Consider the following 23749-nt stretch of genomic DNA (forward strand, 5'->3'; position numbering starts at 1 on the left):
CAGTTTCTTTGGTATTTACCGTCATATCATGTTTCCGCTGTTAAAACCACTGATTGCTACGGTTGGTATCCTGGAGTTTCGAAATGCCTGGAATGATTATATGATGCCTTTAGTATTTACAATGGCAAGTCCCAAACGTATGCCACTAGTTGTAGGTGTTGTTAATTTAAAAAGCACAGGCGAGGCAGCCTCCAACTGGAATGTTATGCTTGCGGGTACCGCGATATCCATTATTCCAATGATTATCGTGTTCCTTCTCTTTAATAAAAACTTTATATCCGGACTTACGGCTGGTTCCGTAAAAGGATAATGAAATTTCGTGTGATCAGGAGGGGTATATATGGCGTTGACAATTGCATTAATGTTATTATTTTCAATACTCCTCGTGATTTTTGATCACAAAAATCAGTATAGTTTTTTGTTTGCCGGAATGGCTTCCAGCATCAGTTTGTCCATGATTACACTGCTCGTGGAGATTCAGCGTGTAGGCAATTACAATGTCAGTTCCGGTGACTTGCTTGGACGGTTGGATACCCTGATATTTATGGGAATAAGCCGTGCCATGCATTTTCCCATGACAACGCTTATGATGGTCCGGAATATTGGCATCTTTATATTTTTCTTGATGAACTTATTGTTTGTCCGTTCGTTTGCAAAGTGTATCAGAATGAGTTCACCGGTCAGGCACAAGAGAACTGTTGTTTTAGAGGTGTTTTTAATTTCATACTGTGTTGCTTATTTTGTGTTTTATCATCCTGAAGTAGGGTATCACATTTATCTTGCACAGTTTCATGCACAACGGGAAATGAATCAGATCTTTCCTTTATTTATAACTGCCGTACATGTTTTTTTAAGAAGTCTTGCTTATCTGTATCTTGGATATCCTATACTGTTTTTGATCGTCAATTATAGAAAAGGGTATTTTACACTGTTTTTTGAACAGTTAGTCAGTCTTCTGGTAACGATATGTGTACTGAATTTCATGTTTGGATTTTTCTTTTTTTCAGACAATATAGTATTTGATATACAAAATGTTTTGCAGACCGGTTTTTGGAGGAGTTTAAAAGCTGGTTCCGTCCCTCAGTATTACGTGGTTATTTTACCTGCGGTTTCTTTTTTCGTATTGTTAGTGATTTCCTATCTTTTAATACGTTTTCAAACTACGAACCTGCTATCATATATGAAGGAATACTATATCAAAAAAAATCTTCAGGAATTGCATGAAAACATGAGAGATGTCATGCATTCGGAAAAAAATGTTATTTTTAATCTGAAGATTTTGGCACAGGAAGCATTGAATTCTTATGGTACGGAAGAGGGCCTTACAAAACTGAAAAGAATCTTAGAATTAAGTGAAAGCCACATCGAATCTTTGACACAGACAATCAGTAATACAAAAGATTTGAATCTAAAAACGATTAACCGCAGTTTTTTTGATGCTATCGATATGTCCCTTCAAAATTCTTCGATTTCATCCAGGATACGGATTGAAAAAAATTACCTTTGTAAACAGGCTGATTGCAACTATGATCTTTACCATATGAGCCAGGTCATAACAAATTTGCTTGAAAATGCAGCGGATGCACTGGCTGATACTAGGTCGCCAAGTATCACGCTTACGGTGGATGAAAGCCGCGACTGGGTATATTTTTCTATGACTGACAATGGATGCGGGATTCCTCGTGATAAGATCAGTAAAATCAAAAAACCGTACTTTTCTACGAAATCGAAGCAAAGCAATTGGGGGGTAGGGTTGTCCTTTGCCTTTCGGGTAGTAAAATCACATTTTGGCCACATGCGGATTCGAAGCCGGCAAAATGAATATACCATATTTGAAATTCTATTGACGAAAGGAGCGCGGTGATTACAGTGGAGAAAATTAAAGTTATGATGGTAGATGACATCGAAGATATCCGCGAATATTTTGGGTCAATTTTGGAAAAAGAACTGGACATGGAGCTTGTTGCAAAAGCCGGGAGTGGAGCTGAATCCATTGCACTTGCCAAAGAGCTGAAACCTCATGTGATCTTGATGGATATTTTGATGGAATCACCTACTGCAGGTTTGGAAGCGGCAGAGCAAATCCTGGAAGATAATCCGGATATCAAAATCATCATTCTGACCATTCAGGAAGATGACAACCTTCTGTTTCAGGCATACTGTGTAGGCGTTATGGATTATATTTTAAAAACAGATTCGGTCTCCTATATCACCGATTCGATACGAAATGTCTACCAAAATCAGTTTTTGCTTCGGCCCCATGTGGCACAGAAGATCGTCGGCGAGCTTACCAGGCTGAAGGAGCAGCAAAAGAGCCTTTTATATGTTTTTAACATAATGTCCAGTCTGACAAATAGTGAATTTGAAATCCTTTGCCTTTTCTTTAATGGCAGCAACAGCCGTGATATTGCAAAGTCCCGTTTTGTAACATCAACGACCATAAAGAGCCAGATAAACAGCATTCTTCACAAGTTTAAAATGAGAAATATGAAAGAGGTTGTCCATCTTCTAAAGAAAATGAAATTTGATGATTTTATGAATGAGCATTCACTGTAGGGAACCATTCGGGCAAAAGGTTATTACGGTGATGTATGATGAAATTTATGTTAGCAGAAGGGGGTAATGCTATGCAATATAACAGATTGGGAACGACCGGGCTTTGGGTTAGCAAATTATGCCTTGGAACCGCGAATTTTGGGTTGGGTGACAGCAGAGGATTTCACGATTGGGGTGTTGTTGACCAGAAAACTGCGTTCGAAATTATGGATTATGCCATGGAGCATGGTATTAATTTCTTTGATACTGCCAATGTCTATGGAGGTCTTGACACAAGAGGCCTTTCCGAAGAAATCATCGGAAAATGGTTTAAAACTGGTGGTTTACGCAGAGAGAAAACGGTGCTGGCTACGAAGGTTGGCCGCATTTTTGAACAGGATCAAACCGATGGACCAAATAATTGTGAAGGACTTTCCATTTATAAGATCAGACGGCATTTAGAGGCATCCTTAAAACGTTTACAGACGGATAAGGTTGAGCTTTACAATATGCATAAGCACGACCCTGGTACCAGCTGGGATGAGATTTGGGAAGGTTTTGAAGGGGTGGTACGAAGTGGCAAGGTGGATTATATCGGTGCAAGCAACCACGATGCATGGGAAATTGTAAAGGCACAGGCAGTTGCGAAATCACGAGGCTTTATGGGAATTGTCAGCGAGCAGCATTTGTACACGCCCTTAAACCGCCTGGCAGAACATGAAATGCTGCCTATGGCCTTGGACCAGGGGATTGGTATCACGATTTTCAGTCCGTTATTTCGAGGGATTTTGGGTATTGATATGAGAAACCCTGACAAACATCAGCGCACTGCGGAAGCAGAATTCCATTTTCAATACCTCCAAAAACAACTTTCCGAATTCACGGACTTGTGCGTGGAAATTGGTGAGTCTCCGGCGAATGTAACCTTGGCTTGGGAATTGCGTCATCCGGCAGTCAATTCGATTATCATCGCACCAAATTCTGTAGAGGATTTGGAGGAACTGTTCCGTTCGTTGGAAATTACACTGGATGAAAGTGTGCTGCGGCGTATGGATGAAATCTTCCCGCCTTTGGAGGAATTGAATCCGTATGTACCACGCACCATCAATAGAAGGTAAAATAAATGGATAATTTGATATTTTTTGTTCCAAAGTATGAGGAACTGTTTCTTAAGGATGCTTCGTTTGAAAAACTGTCCACAGGTTTTTCCTTTTCTGAGGGACCTGTTTGGGACATCGCAAAGAACTGTCTATATTTTACGGACTTCGCCAATGATATCATTTATAAGTGGACAAAAAAGGAAGGCAGTGTACCATACCGGACGGCTGCCAACCGGCCCGTAGGATTAAGCCTTAGCTATGACGGACGCATTATCTCTACGGAAAGCAGCGCTCACCGCATTGCTTACGCCGATGAGAAGAAAAGTGAACGGATTGCTGGTTTTTATCAAGGGAAATGGTTTAACAGCCCCAATGATGTTGTGGCAAAGAGTGATGGAAGCATTTGGTTTACCGATCCCTATTCCACTGCGATGGGAGCGAAAAAAGAGCTGGACATGGATGGGGTTTACCGGATATCACAAACAGGAGAGGTGACGCTGGTAACCGGGGAACTTGGAAGACCTAATGGCCTTGCTTTTACACCGGATGAAAGCAGTTTATATGTGAATGATACAAATTTACAGCAAATATTCAAAATTGATCTATTTGAGGATGGTTCTTTTGGTGAGTTGAAATTGTTTGCAACTCTGGATCCCTCTTATGGAGATGGTGCTCCTGATGGCATGAAGGTAGATGCTGCAGGGAATGTTTGGGTCACTGGTCCAGGTGGATTATGGGTGATCACACCGGATGGAATACCGGCTGCAGTGCTAAGAACTCCTGAATTTGCAGGAAATTTCTGTTTTGGTGGGCCGGATAACCGTGTACTTTTTATTGCGGCATGTTCGTCACTTTATGCCTATCCAGTTGCGATTTCCGGCATTATCCCAAAGCAGAAAGGGAATGATCATGGTTAATCTGACTTATGAAAATCGTCATGGTATTGAGACGGTCATTTTAAGTAATGATTTTGTCAAAGCCGTTATTCTTGCCGGAAAAGGTGGTGATTTACTGGAATTCACCTGGAAGCCACTTAAATATAACTGCCTGTACCGCTCTGATGTGCCAATGGATGACTTTGAACATTTGAATCTTCATGAGAAGCGGCTGCTTCATCACAGTGACCATTTACTTGGCGGATGGGTAGATGCCCTTCCCCATCGTGGAATCTATCAAAATATAGAACTTGGTCAGGATAATGGAGGCATTGCTGCAACGCTTCCTTGGCACTGCGAAACGGAGAAAAACGAAAAAGAAGTGATCCGTGTCCGGTTGTGGGTTGATTTACCTGTGTTTCCAATGCATGTAGAAAAGACATTTACATTGTATGAGGATTCCAGCTCTCTTTTCATTGAGGAATCGGTTACAAACCGTGGAGAGACAGAAATGAGTTTTACTTGGACTCAGCATGCGATTTTTTATTACCCGGAAGATGCTGTTTTGGAAATTGATTCGGATCTGGCATTTAAAGCATGGGATCATATGGCAAGTCCCGGACAGCCACTTGAAGCCTATGAAGCAGACATGAAAAAGGCAGTGTTGTCTAACTCAGAGTTTGTCGTTTACAATCATCTGAAAAAAGGGGAAGCAGCATTGACTAACAAAGAGAATCAATTGGAAGTGCGTTTGAATTGGGATATTAACCAGTTTCCCTATCTGCGCTCGCTGTATCAGGAGGGCTTAAGCGGTGTGGAACCGGGAAATGATTTGTTCTCAGGTTTTGAACATTCTCTTCAATATCATACCTATACCGTTTTAAAAGTAAAGGAAAAAATAGAAACATCGTTTGTATTAAGCTTCAACCAACGATAGCTTCAACCAACGGTAGCTTCAATTAATGAGGGAGGATATACCATGGATTTTCTTAAAACAAGGGGCAGAGATATCATCGATGAGCATGGTTCTGTCATATACCTGCGCGGGATTTGTATTGGCGGGTGGATGAATCTGGAAGATTTTATCAATGCCTATCCGGGAACGGAAAGTGGAATTCGAAATCATATTTCGCAAATTTTGGGAAAGAGTAAAGGTGAGCAGTTTTTTGAATTGATGAGTGATAATTTTTTTGCAGAAAAAGACATTCAATTTATCGCTCAAACAGGAGCAACCTGCGTCCGCCTGCCTTTAAATATCAGGCATTTTGAATCGGATGATAAGCCATTTGTCTACAATCAGAATGCTTATAAAAAACTGGATGCAATTTTGGATTTATGTGAAAAATACGGTGTATACGCCATTTTAGATATGCACGCTGCACCCGGATGGCAAAACTGTCACTGGCATTCTGACAATGAACGGGGTGTTTCATTATTATGGAGGCATTCCCATTTCCAGGATCGGCTGATTGGCTTTTGGCAGGAGACCGCAAGGCATTATGCAAACCGGGCGGTTGTTGCCGGATACGAACTGTTAAACGAGCCAAGCTCTGGCAATCCAAGTGGGGAGCATCCCTTTGATTTTTATCAGAACTTTCATCCTGACTGGTTTCGTATCAATGATCTTTATAAACGCACCAGTGCGGCAATCCGTGAAATCGACCCTAAGCATATGATCTTTTTGGAAGGGGATAATTACGCAAGGCTGTTTTCCGGGTTTGACGAACCATTTGATTCGAATCTGGTTTACAGCAGCCACAACTATACCAACCCTGGGTTTGGTCCCGGTAAATATCCTGGATACTATAATGGCATCTATTGGGACAAAAATCATCATAAACTAGAGCTGCAAATTCAAGAAGGCACGATTTATGCTGAAAAATATAATGTCCCATTGCTCATAGGAGAATTTGGCTCCCAGTATCACGGAACTAGTGAAGATGTGGTATACCGCCTCGATTCCATGAAGGATCAATTGGATATTTATAATGAAGCCGGACTGAACTGGACAGCCTGGACCTATAAGGATGCCGGTATTATGGGACTTGTCACTCTTAGCCCCAAGTCAGAATATATGTGTATTGTGGAACCGGTACAGGAAATGAAGAGAAAACTGGGGGCTGAAAATTTTGTTGCCCAATACTGGGATTGCCCTGGCAGAAACCAGTCTCGCGCGCTTGCGGATTTGATTCTTACCACTTCACAAAACACAGAGCTGAATTTAAACGATACGGCATATACCTTTAATTATGCGGCCTTGACCGGGTTTGCAGCTGCGATGCTTCAACCGTCGTATGCGAAGCGTTTTGCAAATGTTACATATAAAGACATAGAGCGGATTATGAGTGCCTTTCTGTTTGAAAACTGTGAGGTGAATCATGCTTATCATGAGATTCTTAAATCTGCACTTGCCAAATAAAGAAAGAGATAAAAAGGAATTATAGGAGGAACAATGCATGAAGATAGCAATGTTAGAACCACTGGCAGTAGAAGCAGCTTATCTGGAAAAATTGGCGAAGCCATTCATTGAAGCAGGCCACAGCGTTTCACTTACGACAAAATCCCTGACCCAAGAGGAGCAGCTGGAATTGGCAAAGGATGCCAATGCGATCATTATCGCCAATAGTCCCCTTTCCCCGGAACTGGTAGATGCTGCTAAGAACCTAAAAATGATTTCTGTGGCATTTACAGGTGTTGACCATGTGCCGGCTGCAAATGTAAAGGCCAAAAATATTTTGGTTTCCAATGCCCAAGGGTATGCAACGGTATCGGTTACAGAATTGGTATTTGGATCCGCCATCGCTGCACTGCGCAACATTATTCCTTGTGATGCAGCAACCCGTGAAGGAAGAACCAAGGACGGCTTGGTGGGAACAGAGCTGTTTGGCAAGACATTTGGTATTGTGGGTTTTGGAGCCATTGGGCGTTCCGTTGGAAAAATCGCGCTGGCATTTGGGTGCAGTGTACAGGCATATGATCCGTTTTTAAAAGTGGGAGAGGTTTATGATGGGGTTCCGGCTGTTGAACTGGAAGAACTTTTAAAAACCAGCGATATTATCTCCTTACACCTTCCGCTTACAGAGGAAACTCATCATTTGATCAATAAAGAGCGTCTGGCACTGCTTAAAAAGTCTACTGTACTCATCAATCAGGCCCGGGGGCCGGTCATCGACTCCGAAGCACTTGCGACTGCACTAAATACTGGACAGATAGCAGCCGCTGTTATTGATGTATTTGACCAGGAACCGCCGATTCCTGACTCACAGCCGCTCTTGCACGCTAAAAACACGGTGCTGACACCTCACATAGGTTTTGCATCGAAAGAATCAATGATTCGCCGGGCAGATATCGCTTTTGAAAATGTACAGGCTTGGCTGGATGGGGAGCCAATTAACGTAAAACTTGGTGATTAAAATGTAAATAACGAGGTATTTCGGAGTTGGAAAATTTTTCAACTGCAAAATACCTCGTTTTTTGTTTGCAGAAGTGAGAAATACAACATGAAAATTGGGAAAACTTATAATTATTAGGGCAGTTTTTATTAAGCTATGCTTAAATGGAATCAGATTCCTTTGCGAGAATTCCAAGGGCGCGGTAGACATGCTGTAATTGAAAATCCGGCTGTTCCATTATCTTTTGAAAAGTCCAGTGGTCGCCTTTTTAGAGAAGGGAAAAATGAACACCCGGAAAGGTTCCGCAAAGGCATAGTTATCAGAAAGATTTGCCATTCATGAATTTTAGTGTTATAATGAACAGGTTACTATCATAAGGCGGTAGGTAGATATATGTCGAAATCGTTATACATTGCAGAAAAACCAAGTGTGGCCCAGGAGTTTGCCAATGCTTTAAAGGCGAATGGAAGGCGCAGGGATGGATATATAGAATCGGATCAGGTGATCGTAACCTGGTGCGTAGGGCATCTGGTAACGATGAGCTATCCGGAAAGCTATGATCCCAAATTCAAGCGGTGGAGCTTATCCACGCTTCCTTTTCTTCCCAAGGAATTTAAGTATGAGGTGATTCCAAACGCTGAAAAACAATTTAAGATTGTAAGCAGTCTGCTAAACCGTCCTGATGTGGATACCATTTATGTATGCACGGACTCCGGGCGGGAAGGAGAGTACATATACCGCCTGGTGGCGCAAATGGCAGGAGTGAGGGACAAGAAGCAGAAACGTGTATGGATCGATTCCCAGACAGAGGATGAGATTTTAAGAGGCATACGGGAAGCAAAGGATGAATCCGAATACGATAATCTTTCCGCCTCTGCTTATTTAAGGGCGAAAGAAGATTATCTCATGGGAATTAATTTTTCCCGATTGCTCACACTAAGATATGGGCAGCATATTTCCAATTACTTAAAAAGCGGGAAGAATACGGTAATATCCGTCGGCCGGGTCATGACCTGTGTCATGGGGATGGTGGTGCGGAGAGAACGGGAGGTTAGGGACTTTGTTAAAACACCGTTTTACCGTGTAATCGGAACCTTTTCCAGAGAGGATGCAGCGAACCCGGAATTATCGGGTATGGATTTTGACGGGGAGTGGAGAAGCGCTCCTGGATCCAAATATTTCGAATCCCCGTTCCTTTATAAGGAAAACGGCTTTAAGGAACGAAAATATGCGGAAGAGCTGATAAACACCCTGTCTCTCATGGATCCCATGGAAGGAACCGTTGCTTCCATAGAAAAGAAAAAGGAAACAAAGAATCCTCCCTTGCTTTACAATCTGGCTGAGCTTCAGAATGACTGTTCCAGAATGTTTAAGATCAGTCCTGATGAGACCTTAAAGCAGGTTCAGGAGCTTTATGAGAAGAAACTGGTCACTTACCCAAGAACGGATGCCAGAGTTTTATCTACGGCGGTTGCAAAGGAGATTCATAAGAACATAGCCGGGCTTAAAGGCTTTGAACCATTGGCAGAAGCAGCGGCAGAGGTTATGGAGAAGGGATCTTTTAAGACCATTGAAAAAACCAGGTACGTCAATGATAAGCAGATAACGGACCACTATGCCATCATACCCACCGGTCAGGGACTTGCCGCGTTAAGGGGACTGTCTCCCCTGGGATTGAAGGTTTATGAAGTCATAGCAAGAAGATTTATAAGTGTCTTTTATCCCCCGGCTGTTTATCAGAAATATGCCCTGGAGCTTGTGGCGGATACAGTGGGTCCCACTGCAGATCCCGCCCCGAATCAGGCGCCTGGAAAGGAACATTTTTATGCCAATTTCCGAGTTATGCTGGAAGCGGGCTATTTAAAAGTCGCAGAGGTGTCCTGGGGAAAAAAGAAGCAGCCGGATGAAGGAAATGGTGAAGCGCCTTCTGAGGACAACGGACAAGAGGAGAACAACCAGGAATCCTCTCAGAAACAAATGGATAATCCAGCATTCGTTGCCATGCTTGGCACCCTGAAAAAGGGAATGAAGCTTCCTCTTAAAAAGCTGACGATTAAGGAAGGAGAAACCTCCCCTCCCAAGCGCTATACTTCCGGTTCCATGATCTTAGCCATGGAAAACGCCGGGCAGCTTATTGAAGATGAAGAGCTGCGCGCCCAGATAAAGGGAAGCGGAATTGGAACCAGTGCTACCCGGGCTGAGATTTTAAAAAAGCTGTGCAACATCAAATATCTTTCCTTAAACAGCAAGACCCAGGTAATTGTTCCCACTCTTTTGGGAGAGATGATTTTCGACGTAGTCAATGCTTCCATCAGACAGCTTCTTAATCCGGAATTGACGGCAAGCTGGGAAAAAGGGCTGACTTACGTAGCCGAGGGATCCATAACCCCGGATGAATATATGCAGAAGCTGGAGAATTTTGTTGCCGGGCGGACCGCAGGAGTTTTAAGACTCAACAATCATTACGATCTGCATGGTGTATTTGATGCTGCGGCAGCTAATTATAAAAAACAAAAATAGGAGATTATAAAATGAAAAAAGAAGATATGACAAACCAGGACTTATTTGATACTACCCATACGATAGCAAAATTATTATTTGAACAGGCTACTTACCCATGGGAAATTATCCCGAAAATCAGTGAATTCATTGTGTCCCTGGGACAACGCCTTCCAAAGGATGAGTATGTTCATGTGGGAAAAGCAGTATGGATCCATAAATCCATTAATCTTCCGCCGACAGCCTGTATGGGTGAGAATGTGATCATATGCAAGGGCGCACAGATCCGTCATTGTGCATTTATCAGAGGCAATGCAATCATTGGAGAAGGCGCTGTAATAGGAAACTCTTCTGAGGTTAAGAACTCCATTCTTTTCGATGGTGTACAGGTTCCTCATTATAACTATGTAGGAGATTCCATCTTAGGCTATAAGTCTCATATGGGTGCTTCTTCTCTGGCTTCCAACGTAAAATCCGATAAGTCTTTGGTAACGGTTCATGCAGAAGACGGGGATATTGAGACCGGTCTTAAGAAGTTCGGTGCGATCATAGGCGATTTCACGGAAGTTGGCTGCGGCGCAGTCTTAAATCCAGGAACCGTGATCGGACCGAAATCCAATATTTATCCTCTTTCCTGCGTCAGAGGCTGTGTAGACGCTAACTCCATCTATAAAAATCAGGGTGAAATCGTAGAGAGAAAAATAATCGAGGAATAAGGAACCGTAAAATGGATAATCAACAAACTGCGGCGAAAAACGGAACCTTTGGTTCGCGGATCGGATTTATTCTCGCCTCTGTTGGCTCTGCGGTAGGTATGGGAAACATTTGGATGTTTCCATACCGCCTGGGCCAGTATGGGGGAGCCGCTTTTTTACTGGTGTATTTTGGCTTTGTTTTTTTGTTTGGCATGGTCGGTCTTTCCGGTGAGTTTGCCTTTGGAAGGCTGACCGGGACAGGCCCTATTGGTTCTTACGACTATGCCATGAAGACCAGAGGAAAAAAGGGAGGCGCCTTTATTGGTGCAATTCCCTTGATCGGGTCTTTTGGCATTGCCATTGGCTATGCCATCATTGTAGGCTGGGTTCTTAAGTACCTGTTCGGATCCTTAAGCGGTGTGATGATGAATACGGATGCAACGGTATACTTTTCCAGCATGACAGGAAAATTTGGCAGTGTACCCTGGCATTTCCTTGTTGTGGCCCTTACTGTGGTTGTACTGGCAGGTGGGGTATTAAAAGGGATTGAAAAAGTGAATGCGATCATGATGCCGTCTTTTTTCATCCTGTTTGCGATCATTGCGGTCCGGGTCTTTTTTCTTCCTGGCGCTCTGGCAGGTTATGAATATCTGCTGGTTCCCAGATGGGAGTACTTACTGAAACCGGAAACCTGGGTGATGGCCATGGGACAGGCATTCTTTTCCTTATCCATTACAGGCTCCGGAATGGTCATTTACGGAAGTTATCTGGATAAAAAAGAAGATATACCCAAGGCAGCTGTCACCACTGCATTACTAGACACGGTTGCTGCGCTATTGGCTGGTTTTGCAATCATTCCGGCGGTATTTGCTTTCCAGATGGACCCTGCAAGCGGCCCGCCTCTTATGTTCATTACAGTACCAAAGGTCTTTTCCATGATTCCGGCAGGAAGATGGGTGGCAGTACTGTTTTTCCTTTCCGTATTGTTTGCAGGGGTGACTTCTCTGGTAAACATGCTTGAGGTGTGTTCAGAGGCGGTACAGACCCACTTGCACTTATCCCGCAAGAAGGCTATTTTTTTGGTAGGAGCAGCGGTGTTTATTCCAGGACTCTTCATAGAATACGAGCCTTATATGGGATTCTTTATGGATCTGATTACAATATACGTAGTTCCCTTTGGCGCTGTTTTATGCTCCATCATGATTTACTGGGTTTTAAAAGATGGAAAGATCATGGAAGAATTAAACAGGGGAAGGAAGAAGCCTTTAGGGGCGGCTTATCTTTTTACTGCAAAATACATCTATGTTTTTCTTGCTGCGTTAGTGTTTGCACTTAGCATCCTGTATAAAGGAATCGGATAAAAATAAAGTCAAAAAGAAACGCGCTTTGAAGTGGCAGGATATGCCGGATCAAGGCGCGTTTTTAGTGGTTCTTTGTTGTCTGCTATTTTGTACCGAAAATTCTGTCTCCTGCATCTCCCAGACCTGGACAGATATAGGCGTTATCATTTAACTGGCGGTCCAGATGTCCGATGTAGATCTGAATGTCCGGATGTGCCTCACGGAGTCTCTTTAAGCCTTCCGGAGCAGCGATAATGGCCATGAATTTGATGTTTCTTCCGCCGTGCTGTTTGATGAAATCCACAGCGGCTTCTGCGGAACCGCCGGTTGCCAGCATAGGATCTGTCACAACAATGGTTCTCTGCTCGATTGGGCTTGGCAGCTTACAGTAGTATTCATGAGGCTCATGGGTAACTTCATCCCGGTACAAGCCGATATGTCCTACTTTTGCAGAGGGAACCAAAGCCAGGATTCCGTTGACCATGCCCAGTCCTGCACGAAGGATAGGAACGACAGCCATTTTTTTACCGGCGATCATAGGAGTCATGCAGGTCTCAATGGGAGTTTCTACCTCTACATCCTGTAAGGGGAGATCTCTTAAGGCCTCAAATCCCATCAGCATTGCGATTTCTTCGATGAGGGCACGGAACTCATTGGTGCCTGTCTTCTTATCTCTTAAAATAGAGATCTTGTGCTGAATAAGCGGGTGAGTAAAAACGGTTACATTGTCCATTGAAAAGTCCATAATTGTTTTAAATCCTTTCTTTATTCTCTTAGAGTATCAGGGTTTCCGGTAATATGAGGTTCATGAGAACAACGATTATGACTGCTGGAAACAGACCTAAGCTGTTTCTTGTAATTGAGCCTGCTATAACATTAAGTTCCCCAAGCTGTGCGAATCCAGATTCGAATATCAGAATCAGTCCAACGATGGTCAATAGGAGCGAAGGAGTACTGGTCCTCAGGGCGAAAATAATTCCACCCTGTACTAAAGGTACGTTTCCTGGGATCACGGTTCCTTCCGGCCGGATAGCTGCGGTGGCAGCGGCCAGAAAAATAATGGAGGAACCAAGAAATACAGGAACTCTAAATTTAGTACAGCAGTGGAATATTAAGTTGCCGTCGCTTGCTGAAAATAATGCCAACGATAGATTGTGACCTGTCATTTAGGGTATGCACGGTTGCAACGAAGATGACAAACAAATGTTTGATACTGAGCAGATGATCTCGGGTTGCCAGTTTTGCGTTGTTACTCATTTTTCTACCCCATTTCTTTTTATTTTCCGTACTATTTTAACAGAGAAAGAGGTAAAAGGCAACTAGTTTTCCTATTTTGTCTCAGGAGTATATTTTATCAGCGCAAAATCACCCAGGCTATGGGGGACAGGAATGGAAATAATTATGGTACCGCTATCTTCATAGCTAAAGGATTCCGGAAAGGCAGGAGTGTGGCCTGAGGAGGCTGCTTCCATGGGAAAGTCCGCATTTTGGAACATTTTGGTATATGTTTCTAAGTTGGTTTGAGTCAAATAAGGAATCAATGCTTCCGTAAGTTCGGGAGAGGCATCATAGAGCTGGCAGTCATCAGAACGGATGTATTCAGCCAGCGCATTGGGATCGGCATAATCCGTGAGACTTAGATCCTTTGCCAGAGACAGATCAACCGTGTTGGTAAAAAACACATTGACCGGATACGCAGCTCCAGCCCCGGAAAGAAGTCCGGTGTATATAACTGTGACGCGTTTTCTGTCTACGGAATTTACTTTTGCTGTAAGAGAAAGGCTGTCCTTTTCCGCATTGACGGAATAGGCTTTTAATATCTCAAGGGCATTGCTTTTTAACAAAGCGTTTATTTTTTCTTCCATGGCCCCATCCTCCAATCCGGAGACGGTCGGATACTGAATGGAAATATTTCCCTCTTTATAGGTGTGGAGGGCAGCGGTGATGCCGGCGGCAGAAGCGTTTTTCCCGGTTTCCTTTTGCTGGGCTTGGGTATCCGGGTTTTCGATCTTTACAGGCTCTGGTGCTTCTGTGGCAGCGGACATGGATTCTCCTGTTTCAGCAGCAGTAGCGGCCGGCAAGTCGGTTTTAACATAATTCTTTTGTCCGCAGCCGCTTAAAATCAGGGTGCAGCCGATGAAAAGGGCCGGGATAACAGTATTTCGTTTCATAGGATTACCTCCCTTCAGTTTTGCTGATTTTTTTACAGTATATCACAAATATTGCAGATGCGCCTGTGATTTCCCTCGAATTAAGAAAAATATAGGAAAATTTTGGAAGTAAAGTGCTGCAGAAGATGCCGTAAGATGCGAAGATATACAAGCCGCAGAATAGAGAAAAGGCCCTGGAAAACTGAATGTTTCAGCTTTCCAGGACCTTGCTCCCTGCCAAGGGTGTAGTGCCGGCAGTGGGACTTGAACCCACACGATGTTGCCATCAACGGATTTTGAGTCCGCCTCGTCTGCCATTCCGACATGCCGGCCTTTCCTTACAACGCTCATTATTTTATCATAGGATTTTCCATTTGGCAAGTGTTTTTTTGCGATTATTAAATTGAAAATGAGCAAAATATATTGTATGATAGACAAAAGATATAATTAAGGAGGTGTCTGGACCATGACATGTAAGGAAGCAGAACGTCTCGTTATGCCATACATCAATGATGAACTGACAGACGAAGAGCTGAGTGAATTTCTGGAACATATGGAATCCTGCCCGGATTGCCGGGAGGAACTGGAAATATACTTTACTGTGGACGTGGGAATCAGGCAGCTGGATTCCGAAACAGGGAATTATAATATAAAAGGAGCGCTGGAGGCAACCATAGAACAGTCCAGACAAAGGCTTCAGGTTATCCGGTGTATTAAGATTGCCAGGTATGCGGTGGCTACGGTAAGTGTAATGGCACTGTTTTTTACGGTTCTTCTGCAATGCCGGATCTGGCTGCAGTGGGGCTTACTATGATGGGTGAAAGTGCCCAATAGGTATACCAGGTATACCTTTATGCCCAAAGAACTTGGGCAGGAAAGAGGAAACATGAGCAGAAAAAATATCGTTTTAGTAGATGGAAGCAGCATGCTAAGGAACGCTTTTTACGGGCTTCCTTCCAATGGAGCGAGAGGGCTTCAAAGCCTGATCATGAAGCTTTTAGAGGCAAAAGAAGCGGACTATCTGGCAGTGGCCTTTGACTCAGAAACAGAAGGCAGCCATAAGGAAATGTATAAAAACACGGCGGTGTACGAAGGGCTTTTAACGGAGGAAGAGCGCTTAAGGGAGGCGCTGCTTTCCCTGGATATTCCGGTACTGGTTAAAGACGGATATACTTCTGCCGATATTCTGGCCTCATTGGCAAAAAGGTGTCAGGAAGAGGAAGGAGAAGTCCTGCTTCTGTCCGGGGACCGAACGCTTTTGCAGGCAGTGGAAGAACATGTTACCCTTAAGATTCCGGTTGTCAGAGAAGAGGGTCTGGAGTTTAAGTCCTATTCCATAGAACTCATACGGGAAGAATTCGGCCTGGAGCCGGAGCCCCTGGCCGGAGTGTTTGCGCTATCCGGAGCATGGGGGATTGGTGAGAAAACGGCCTGTCAGTTGATAAGGGAGTATCACAACGTAGAAAATATTTATGACCACATAGAAGAAATAGGGTCTCAGAGAATCCGGGAGGCGCTTACCGGGAATCAGGAAGCGGTAAGGCGGAAGAAAGAACTAGCTGTCCTTCGCAGGGATTGCGATATCCACCTGGATTATACGAAAACTCCCCAGCAGGCAGAGATTCAGAAAATTATTGATATGGATTTCGTCCCTGCCGTTTTCCCTGGAGAAGATGAGGAACCGTCCTTGGAATCTGGTTTTCATGCTGTTACAGACCTTTCAGAAGCTGAAACCATATTTTTAAAGTGCAAAGAGGGTTGTCAGTTGGGGCTGCAGCTGGTAATTGAGGACAAGGCTGTATCAGCCCTGTCTCTTTGCCTCAGTGAGACAGAGTGCTACTGCTTCATTCCACAGGGGACCCTTACGCCGCAATATCTGGCAGAAAAAGCAGAGGAGGTCTGTAAAAAAGCGGGACAGACCACCGTTTTTCACTTAAAGAGCCAGCTTGCATTTTTAAAGCTTACGCTGGAACAACCGGTGTTTGATGCAGGCGTTGCCGGATATTTGCTAAACCCGCTAAAGGATTCCTATGAATACGATGATCTGGCGGAGGATTACTTAGATCTCTCCCTCCCATCTAAAACAGAGCTTATAGGAAAAAGCTCCTTTAAGCGTGTGCTGGAAGAAAACAGGGAAAAAGCCGTTACCTGTATCTGCTATATGTCCTATGTTGCTTTAAAAAGCCATGACCTGCTTCGTGAGTCACTGGAAAAGGCGGGTATGGATAAGCTGTTTTATGAGATTGAAATGCCTTTGATCTATAGCCTTTTTCATATGGAAGAAGCAGGAATCCGCGTGGAAAGGGAACGCCTGAAGGAATATGGTGACCGTTTAAAGGTCCGTATTGCGGAGCTTGAGCAGAAGATATATGAAGAAACGGGAGAAACCTTTAATATCAATTCCCCCAAGCAGCTGGGAGAGGTTCTCTTTGACCATATGAAGATTCCGGGAGGAAAAAAGACAAAAACCGGTTATTCAACGGCAGCGGATGTATTGGAAAAGCTGGCGCCTGACTGGCCTGCGGTCAACCTGATTCTGGATTACAGACAGTTGACGAAATTAAATTCTACCTACGCAGACGGGCTGGCTGCTTACATCGGGCCGGATGAGCGGATTCACGGAACCTTTAACCAAACAATTACAGCTACGGGTAGAATCAGCAGCACAGAACCTAATTTGCAGAACATTCCGGTCCGCATGGAGCTGGGCAGGGAAATCAGGAAGGTTTTCGTACCTCAGGAGGGCTGCCAGTTTGTTGATGCGGATTATTCTCAGATTGAGCTGAGAGTACTGGCCCATATGTCAGGGGACCAGCGTTTGATCGGCGCTTACCGGCAGGCAGAGGATATCCATGCCATCACGGCTTCTCAGGTGTTTCATGTTCCCCTAGATGAGGTGTCGCCTCTTCAGAGAAGGAATGCAAAGGCCGTAAACTTTGGCATTGTTTATGGAATCAGCTCCTTTGGACTAAGCGAGGGCTTAAGCATCACCAGAAAAGAGGCTTCGGAATACATTAGTAAATATTTTGAAACCTATCCGGGTGTGAAGCTGTTTTTAGACGGCCTTGTATCTGAGGCGAAAGAACAAGGGTATGCGGTCAGCATGTTTGGCAGACGCCGTCCCGTCCCAGAGCTTAAATCCTCTAACTTCATGCAGCGCTCCTTTGGAGAGCGGGTCGCCATGAATTCTCCCATCCAGGGTACTGCGGCAGATATTATCAAGATTGCCATGATCCGGGTGGATCATGCTTTGAGAAAACAGGGATTAAAATCCAGGATCGTCCTTCAGGTCCATGATGAGCTTCTCATTGAAGCATATCATGATGAGGTTGATAAGGTAAAAGAGCTTCTTGTGGAAGAAATGAAGCATGCAGCGGACCTTGCAGTGTCCCTTGAGGTAGAGGCCAATGTAGGAGACTCCTGGTTTGATGCAAAGTAAATACCTTGCAACAGGCTGCAAAGTATTTGATGGGCTGTCGCCAGCCGGACATGCAGGCATGTCCGGCTGGGCCGCTGCCTTTAGGAGAATAAAGGGTTGGTGACAGGATGAGAGTGATTGGATTGACCGGAGGGGTCGGAGCCGGAAAAAGTCTGGTTCTTTCTATTTTAAAAGAGGAATACGGTGCGGAAGTAATCAAAGCGGATGAAGTGGCCCATGAGCTCATGGAGCCGGGAAAGGAAGGCTACCTGGCTGTTAAGTCAGCCATGGGGAAAGACCTTCTAAAACCCGATGGAACCATTGACCGTAAAGCTTTGGCCGCACGTATTTTTGAGGATGATAGCGCAAGGAAAACCGTAGATGGAATCATTCACCCTATGGTATGGAAAACCATCGGGGATAAAATTTCTGCTTCCCAAGCAGGGCTTATTGTGGTAGAATTTGCAATTATGAATGAAAATATGGATGACAGCTGGGATGAGATGTGGTACGTCCATGCATCAAAGGAGAACCGGATCCGCCGTTTGGCGGAAAGCAGGAGCTATACGAGAGAGCATTCGGAGCGTATCATAGCGAGTCAGGCCTCTGAAGCTGAGTTTTTAAACCGCTGTACGCGGGTGATTGAAAATAACGGTTCCATAGAGGATGTAAAGCAACAGCTGGCTGAACTATTGAAAAGCAGAGGGTAATACCCTGGGGGTATCCCATTACACCCGGAAAAGCGGGGGGATCATCCAGAATGCAGGGCTGAAAAGAGGAAAATATGAGATTGGTAAGTATTGCAAGCGGAAGCAGCGGAAACTGCATTTATGTGGGCTCCGATACCACGCATATCCTGGTGGATGCCGGGATAAGCAACAAACGGATCGAACAGGGATTAAATGAAATCGGAGTAAAGGGAAGTGAACTGACAGGAATCGTCATTACCCATGAACACTCCGACCATACAAAAGGACTGGGAGTTCTGGCAAGGAAATATGGGGTTCCAATTTATGGGACCAGTGAGACCCTGGAAGAGATATCAAAGCAGAAGTATTTAGGGGAATACCCCTGGGAATTATTTTGTGCTATAAGGCCTGATGTGGATTTTAATGTGGGGGATCTGGAAGTAAAGCCTTTTTCCATTGATCACGATGCGGTGAAGCCGGTGGCTTACCGGATCCAGCATGGCCGCAAGTCTGTTGCGGTTGCCACGGATATGGGGCATTACGACCAGTATATTATTGAACATCTTCAGGGGCTTGATGCGGTGCTTATAGAGTCCAATCACGATGTAAATATGCTGCAGGCAGGGCCTTATCCCTACTATCTGAAACGCCGGATCCTGGGAGATCACGGACACCTTTCCAATGAGAATGCGGGACGGCTTTTGTGCTGTATTCTTCATGAAAACTTAAAGAAGATTTTGCTGGGCCACTTAAGCAAGGAGAACAATTATGAAGAGCTTGCTTATGAGACGGTAAGGCTTGAGATCACTGAAGGAGATAATCCATTTAAGGCATCGGATTTTTCCATAGCGGTTGCAAAAAGGGATCAGATGTCAGAGATTATTACGATATAATGAGCGAAGATGGGCTTGCTCATCGGCGCGAAGGTTGAATGTTGATCATGGACCACAGGTCCATGATATAATCTAATGAAAGAGGAGAAACATTATGAACAAAACGATTATTACAGTAGTTGGAAAAGACACCGTAGGGATCATAGCAAAGATCTGTACTTATTTAGCAAGCAACCAGGTGAACATATTGGATATATCCCAAACCATTGTCCAGGGCTTCTTTAATATGATGATGATCGTGGATATCAATGATGCAATAAAGCCTTTCGGAGAGTTGGCTGATGAACTGGAACAGATTGGCGATGAAATCGGAGTAAAGGTAAAATGCCAGCGTGAAGAGATTTTTACCAGCATGCACCGTATCTAATGACAAGTTCAAGGCATAAGAAAAGGATGGGTTCCCGATATGTTAAATATGTTTGAAGTTAATGAAACCAATAAAATGATCGAACAGGAGCTGCTTGATGTACGTACCATTACCATGGGCATCAGCCTTCTTGACTGCAGCGACAGTGACTTAAAAACGGTGAATGAAAAAATTTATAATAAAATCACAACCGTTGCAAAGGATCTTGTGGCGGTGGGAAAGGAGATTGAAAAGGATTTTGGAATTCCCATTGTAAATAAAAGAATTTCTGTAACTCCCATTGCCATAGTCGGCGGTGCGGCCTGCAAGAGTCCGGAAGATTTTGTGACCATTGCACAGACCCTTGACCGTGCGGCCAAGGAAGTGGGCGTTAATTTCATTGGCGGCTATTCTGCCCTTGTAAGCAAGGGAATGACCGCTGCGGATAAAAACCTGATCTGCTCTATACCAAAGGCCCTCGCCTGTACAGACCGTGTATGCAGCTCTGTTAATGTAGGTTCCACAAAGACAGGCATTAACATGGATGCAGTGGCTCTTATGGGAGAGACCGTAGTGGAAACAGCAAAGGCCACCAAGGACATTGATTCCCTCGGCTGCGCCAAACTGGTGGTATTTTGTAATGCGCCGGATGATAATCCTTTTATGGCAGGAGCGTTCCACGGGGTGACGGAAGCGGATGTCATCATTAATGTGGGAGTCAGCGGTCCTGGGGTTGTTAAGACCGCCATTGAGTCAGCCAGAGGAAAGGATTTTGAAGTTCTCTGTGAAACCATTAAAAAAACCGCATTTAAGATAACCCGTGTCGGTCAGCTGGTTGCCCAGGAAGCGTCAAAAAGGCTGAATGTTCCCTTTGGTATCATTGATTTATCTCTTGCACCGACTCCAGCCGTTGGCGACAGTGTGGCTGAAATCCTGGAAGAGATCGGCCTGGAACGGGTAGGCGCACCGGGAACCACGGCTGCCCTTGCCTTGCTAAATGACCAGGTAAAAAAAGGCGGCGTTATGGCCTCCTCCTATGTGGGCGGCTTAAGCGGTGCGTTTATTCCGGTCAGCGAAGATCAGGGAATGATCGATGCGGTAGCCATGGGGGCGTTGAATATCGAGAAACTGGAAGCAATGACCTGTGTCTGCTCGGTTGGTCTTGATATGATCGCTATTCCTGGAGACACACCTGCCACTACCATTGCTGGTATTATTGCAGACGAATCTGCGATCGGAATGGTAAACCAGAAGACAACGGCAGTCCGCATTATTCCGGTTATTGGAAAATCCGTGGGAGAGACGGTGGAATTCGGCGGTTTATTGGGATATGCTCCTGTTATGCCGGTCAGCAAGTACTCCTGTGAGAAATTCGTAACCAGAGGCGGACGGATTCCGGCGCCCATTCACAGCTTTAAAAACTAAGTACCGGTGGAGGATTGATACAGGATATGAATATCTACTTGATTCGCCATGGACGACAAAGCAGTAAACTCTGTAATACCGATGTGGATCTATCCGAAGAAGGCCGCCGCCAGTCGGCCTTAGTCGGGGAACGGCTGGCTTCCATAGGCATTGAAGCGGTATATTCCAGCCATTTGATCCGGGCGGTGGAAACCGCCAGGGAAGCAAACCGGTACTGGAATGCAAAGCACATCATAAGACAGGAGCTTAGAGAGATTTCCTTTGGAGATATGGAAGGCATGGCGGATGAGGAGATAGCGGCAAAATACGGGGATTTTCAGAAAGAACAGGCACGGCTGGAACAGGATCTGCCCTATCCCGGAGGCGAGTGTGCCGGGGATGTGATGAAACGGGCCATCCCCGTCCTTGAAGAAATTGCCGCAAGCGGTTACCAGAATGTAGCCGTTGTGACTCACGGAGGCGTGATCCGCTCCGTGACATCAGCATTGCTTCATATGGAACCAAAGTATTATCGTCTCCTTGGAAATTCCCTTGAGAACTGCAGTATTACAGAAGTGCACTGGAACGAAAAAACAGGGCGCTTTTTAATGGAACGTTTTAATGATTATGCGCATCTTGAGCCTTACCCCGAGCTTTTGCGGGCAAGCTGGGTGGATGCAGAAAACTGAAACACCTTTCGGGTATCCCTTTATGCCCAAAGAGCGTGGGGCAGGAAAGAGGAAACACCCTTCGGGTATCCCTTTATGCCCAAAGAGCATGGGCAGGAAAGAGGAAAGGAGTTGCCTGATTTTATGGAAGAAAAGGAAAAAGAACATTTAATTCAGATCGGAAGAGAGTTTCTTGATGAAAATCTGCTTCGGATCGTAATCAGCAATCCATCAGATAAGCAGGGCGTTTCCAAGGTAAAGGTACGCCCGCTTTTGCTAAAAGGAAACTTGGTTTTTCAAGCGGAAGAGCTGGTGGGAAGCCAGGCCTTTCATAAGAATTATTCTGCGGGAGAATGCATTTCTTATATCGTGGATCTGCTGGATGGAACGCTCCGCCAGATGGAACTGGAATCCAGGAAAGGCCAGGTCAGAGTGTTGATAAGCAAAAAGGGAAGCCCAAGCATCAAGATAAAGCGGCAGCAAAAGATTGAGGTACCTTCCCCGGTTCCCCAGCATAACAGACAAAAAAGTTATATTTTAAAAGAAGGCACACCGGTCCCTTTTCTGGTGGATCTGGGAGTCATGACGGCGGAAGGAAAAGTTATTGCTTCCAGATATGATAAGTTTCGCCAGATCAACCGGTTCCTGGAGTTTATTGAGGATATTCTTCCCAGGCTTGATAAGGGCAGAGAGAATGTAATCATTGATTTTGGCTGCGGGAAGTCCTATCTGACCTTTGCCATGTATTATTATCTTCATGAGCTGAAAGGGTATTTGATCCGTGTCATCGGGCTGGATTTAAAGCAGACGGTCATAGATGACTGCAACCGCCTGGGAGAACGGTATGGATTTGATAAGTTAAAATTTTATCATGGAGATATCGCTTCCTACGAGGGAGTGGACCATGTGGATATGGTAGTAACGCTTCATGCCTGTGATACCGCTACGGATTATGCCCTGGCAAAGGCAGTCCGCTGGGGAGCCTCTGTCATTTTGTCAGTTCCCTGCTGTCAGCATGAGCTGAATAAAACCATGCATCAGGAGCTTATGGCTTCCGTATTTCAATATGGCCTGATCCGGGAACGGATGGCAGCTCTATATACGGATGCGCTCAGGGCAGAAATTCTGGAAAGCCAGGGATACCGGACCCAAATTCTGGAATTCATCGACATGGAGCATACTCCGAAAAATATTCTGATCCGCGGAGTGAAACAGGGTGAAAAGAAGGATAACCGCAGGGAGATCCAGGAAATCATGGAATTTCTCCATGGGAAGCTGACTCTTGCTGACTTGCTCATAAAAGAGGATATGAATTAGAAAGTGGATGGTAATTTTTGATTATATGTGGTATGATATATAAAACGATTTAAGGAGGAGAAATCAGTGCCTTTCATTAACTCGAAAGTAAATGTCGCATTATCAGAAGAAGAAAAAACAGCACTAAAAACAAAGCTTGGACAGGCCATCAGCCTCATTCCCGGTAAATCGGAGAACTGGCTCATGGTTGGCTTTGAAGATAACTGTTCCCTTTACTTTAAAGGGAATAATAATACAAAGCTAGCTTTTGTGGAAGTAAAGATTTTCGGTCATGCATCAGAGCTGGATTACGACAGGCTGACCGCTGAGATCTGTAAAATCTATAAAGATGTGCTTTCCATCGCCCAGGATAAAATTTATGTGAAATATGAGGAAGTGGATCACTGGGGTTGGAACGGAGGAAACTTTTAGCTGCACCAGCTGATTCT

The 23749-nt window shown here is 44.6% G+C and carries 22 protein-coding genes, 1 tRNA gene and 1 pseudogene; 20 read left to right on the forward strand and 4 right to left on the reverse strand.

What is annotated here, in order from left to right; translation table 11 throughout:
- From RT269_RS13815 to RT269_RS13865, 11 genes and pseudogenes are all read left to right on the forward strand, one after another.
- Positions 1 to 310, forward strand: a pseudogene (locus RT269_RS13815) (carbohydrate ABC transporter permease); the annotation flags it as partial.
- Positions 311 to 340: 30 nt separating this feature from the next.
- Positions 341 to 1864: a sensor histidine kinase gene (locus RT269_RS13820; RefSeq protein WP_313183410.1), complete on the forward strand. Its 1524-nt coding sequence runs from the start codon at positions 341 to 343 to the stop codon at positions 1862 to 1864.
- Between the two features lie 5 nt (positions 1865 to 1869).
- Positions 1870 to 2556, forward strand: a complete 687-nt coding sequence (locus RT269_RS13825; RefSeq protein ID WP_312444173.1) for a response regulator transcription factor — start codon at positions 1870 to 1872, stop codon at positions 2554 to 2556.
- Positions 2557 to 2627: 71 nt separating this feature from the next.
- Positions 2628 to 3653, forward strand: a complete 1026-nt coding sequence (locus RT269_RS13830) for an aldo/keto reductase (protein ID WP_313183412.1) — start codon at positions 2628 to 2630, stop codon at positions 3651 to 3653.
- 5 nt (positions 3654 to 3658) lie between these two features.
- Complete coding sequence (locus RT269_RS13835) at positions 3659 to 4552, forward strand: SMP-30/gluconolactonase/LRE family protein (RefSeq protein ID WP_313183414.1); 894 nt, start codon at positions 3659 to 3661, stop codon at positions 4550 to 4552.
- Complete coding sequence (locus RT269_RS13840) at positions 4539 to 5447, forward strand: hypothetical protein (RefSeq protein WP_313183416.1); 909 nt, start codon at positions 4539 to 4541, stop codon at positions 5445 to 5447. Before RT269_RS13835 ends, RT269_RS13840 begins: the two co-directional genes overlap by 14 nt.
- A 42-nt stretch (positions 5448 to 5489) precedes the next feature.
- The gene (locus RT269_RS13845; protein WP_313183417.1) at positions 5490 to 6929 is read left to right on the forward strand and encodes a glycoside hydrolase family 5 protein; all 1440 of its coding nucleotides are present in this window, start codon (positions 5490 to 5492) and stop codon (positions 6927 to 6929) included.
- Positions 6930 to 6966: 37 nt separating this feature from the next.
- A complete protein-coding gene (locus RT269_RS13850) occupies positions 6967 to 7923 on the forward strand; it encodes an NAD(P)-dependent oxidoreductase (protein ID WP_313183418.1) in 957 nt (318 codons plus the stop codon).
- A 372-nt stretch (positions 7924 to 8295) separates the two neighbouring features.
- A complete protein-coding gene (locus RT269_RS13855; RefSeq protein ID WP_313183419.1) occupies positions 8296 to 10422 on the forward strand; it encodes a DNA topoisomerase in 2127 nt (708 codons plus the stop codon).
- A gap of 11 nt (positions 10423 to 10433) precedes the next feature.
- Positions 10434 to 11117 carry a UDP-N-acetylglucosamine pyrophosphorylase gene (locus RT269_RS13860; RefSeq protein WP_313183420.1) on the forward strand — a complete coding sequence of 228 codons (684 nt, stop codon included), beginning with the start codon at positions 10434 to 10436 and terminating at the stop codon, positions 11115 to 11117.
- Between the two features lie 11 nt (positions 11118 to 11128).
- Positions 11129 to 12457 carry a sodium-dependent transporter gene (locus RT269_RS13865; RefSeq protein ID WP_313183422.1) on the forward strand — a complete coding sequence of 443 codons (1329 nt, stop codon included), beginning with the start codon at positions 11129 to 11131 and terminating at the stop codon, positions 12455 to 12457.
- Between the two features lie 82 nt (positions 12458 to 12539).
- Here the strand turns inward: RT269_RS13865 and upp are convergent, their stop codons facing one another.
- The 4 genes from upp to RT269_RS13885 all read right to left on the reverse strand — a co-directional run bounded on the left by upp (position 12540) and on the right by RT269_RS13885 (position 14918).
- Entirely contained in the window at positions 12540 to 13169 is a 630-nt protein-coding gene (upp, locus tag RT269_RS13870) for a uracil phosphoribosyltransferase (RefSeq protein ID WP_313183492.1), read from the reverse strand.
- 40 nt (positions 13170 to 13209) lie between these two features.
- Positions 13210 to 13581 carry a hypothetical protein gene (locus RT269_RS13875; protein ID WP_313183423.1) on the reverse strand — a complete coding sequence of 124 codons (372 nt, stop codon included), beginning with the start codon at positions 13579 to 13581 and terminating at the stop codon, positions 13210 to 13212.
- Positions 13582 to 13764: 183 nt separating this feature from the next.
- A complete protein-coding gene (locus tag RT269_RS13880; RefSeq protein WP_313183425.1) occupies positions 13765 to 14607 on the reverse strand; it encodes a DUF4163 domain-containing protein in 843 nt (280 codons plus the stop codon).
- Positions 14608 to 14835: 228 nt separating this feature from the next.
- Positions 14836 to 14918, reverse strand: a tRNA-Leu gene (locus RT269_RS13885).
- 134 nt (positions 14919 to 15052) lie between these two features.
- Here RT269_RS13885 and RT269_RS13890 point away from each other — a divergent pair.
- From RT269_RS13890 to RT269_RS13930, 9 genes are all read left to right on the forward strand, one after another.
- Entirely contained in the window at positions 15053 to 15400 is a 348-nt protein-coding gene (locus RT269_RS13890; protein ID WP_313183427.1) for an anti-sigma factor family protein, read from the forward strand.
- Between the two features lie 72 nt (positions 15401 to 15472).
- Entirely contained in the window at positions 15473 to 18025 is a 2553-nt protein-coding gene (gene polA / locus RT269_RS13895) for a DNA polymerase I (protein WP_313183428.1), read from the forward strand.
- A gap of 107 nt (positions 18026 to 18132) precedes the next feature.
- Complete coding sequence (coaE, locus tag RT269_RS13900; RefSeq protein WP_313183429.1) at positions 18133 to 18714, forward strand: dephospho-CoA kinase; 582 nt, start codon at positions 18133 to 18135, stop codon at positions 18712 to 18714.
- Positions 18715 to 18788: 74 nt separating this feature from the next.
- A complete protein-coding gene (locus RT269_RS13905) occupies positions 18789 to 19586 on the forward strand; it encodes an MBL fold metallo-hydrolase (protein WP_313183431.1) in 798 nt (265 codons plus the stop codon).
- A 94-nt stretch (positions 19587 to 19680) separates the two neighbouring features.
- Positions 19681 to 19953 (forward strand): ACT domain-containing protein, encoded by a 273-nt coding sequence (locus RT269_RS13910; RefSeq protein ID WP_313183433.1) that lies wholly within the window; start codon positions 19681 to 19683, stop codon positions 19951 to 19953.
- 39 nt (positions 19954 to 19992) lie between these two features.
- Positions 19993 to 21357 (forward strand): PFL family protein, encoded by a 1365-nt coding sequence (locus RT269_RS13915; protein ID WP_313183435.1) that lies wholly within the window; start codon positions 19993 to 19995, stop codon positions 21355 to 21357.
- A gap of 26 nt (positions 21358 to 21383) precedes the next feature.
- Positions 21384 to 22025 carry a histidine phosphatase family protein gene (locus tag RT269_RS13920; protein WP_313183437.1) on the forward strand — a complete coding sequence of 214 codons (642 nt, stop codon included), beginning with the start codon at positions 21384 to 21386 and terminating at the stop codon, positions 22023 to 22025.
- A 123-nt stretch (positions 22026 to 22148) separates the two neighbouring features.
- A complete protein-coding gene (locus RT269_RS13925; protein WP_313183439.1) occupies positions 22149 to 23321 on the forward strand; it encodes a class I SAM-dependent methyltransferase in 1173 nt (390 codons plus the stop codon).
- 66 nt (positions 23322 to 23387) lie between these two features.
- The gene (locus RT269_RS13930; RefSeq protein ID WP_313183441.1) at positions 23388 to 23732 is read left to right on the forward strand and encodes a phenylpyruvate tautomerase MIF-related protein; all 345 of its coding nucleotides are present in this window, start codon (positions 23388 to 23390) and stop codon (positions 23730 to 23732) included.
- Positions 23733 to 23749 lie beyond the last annotated feature (17 nt).

Source organism: Lacrimispora sp., from assembly GCF_032078915.1.
In the GTDB taxonomy this organism is placed as follows: Bacteria; Bacillota; Clostridia; order Lachnospirales; family Lachnospiraceae; genus Lacrimispora.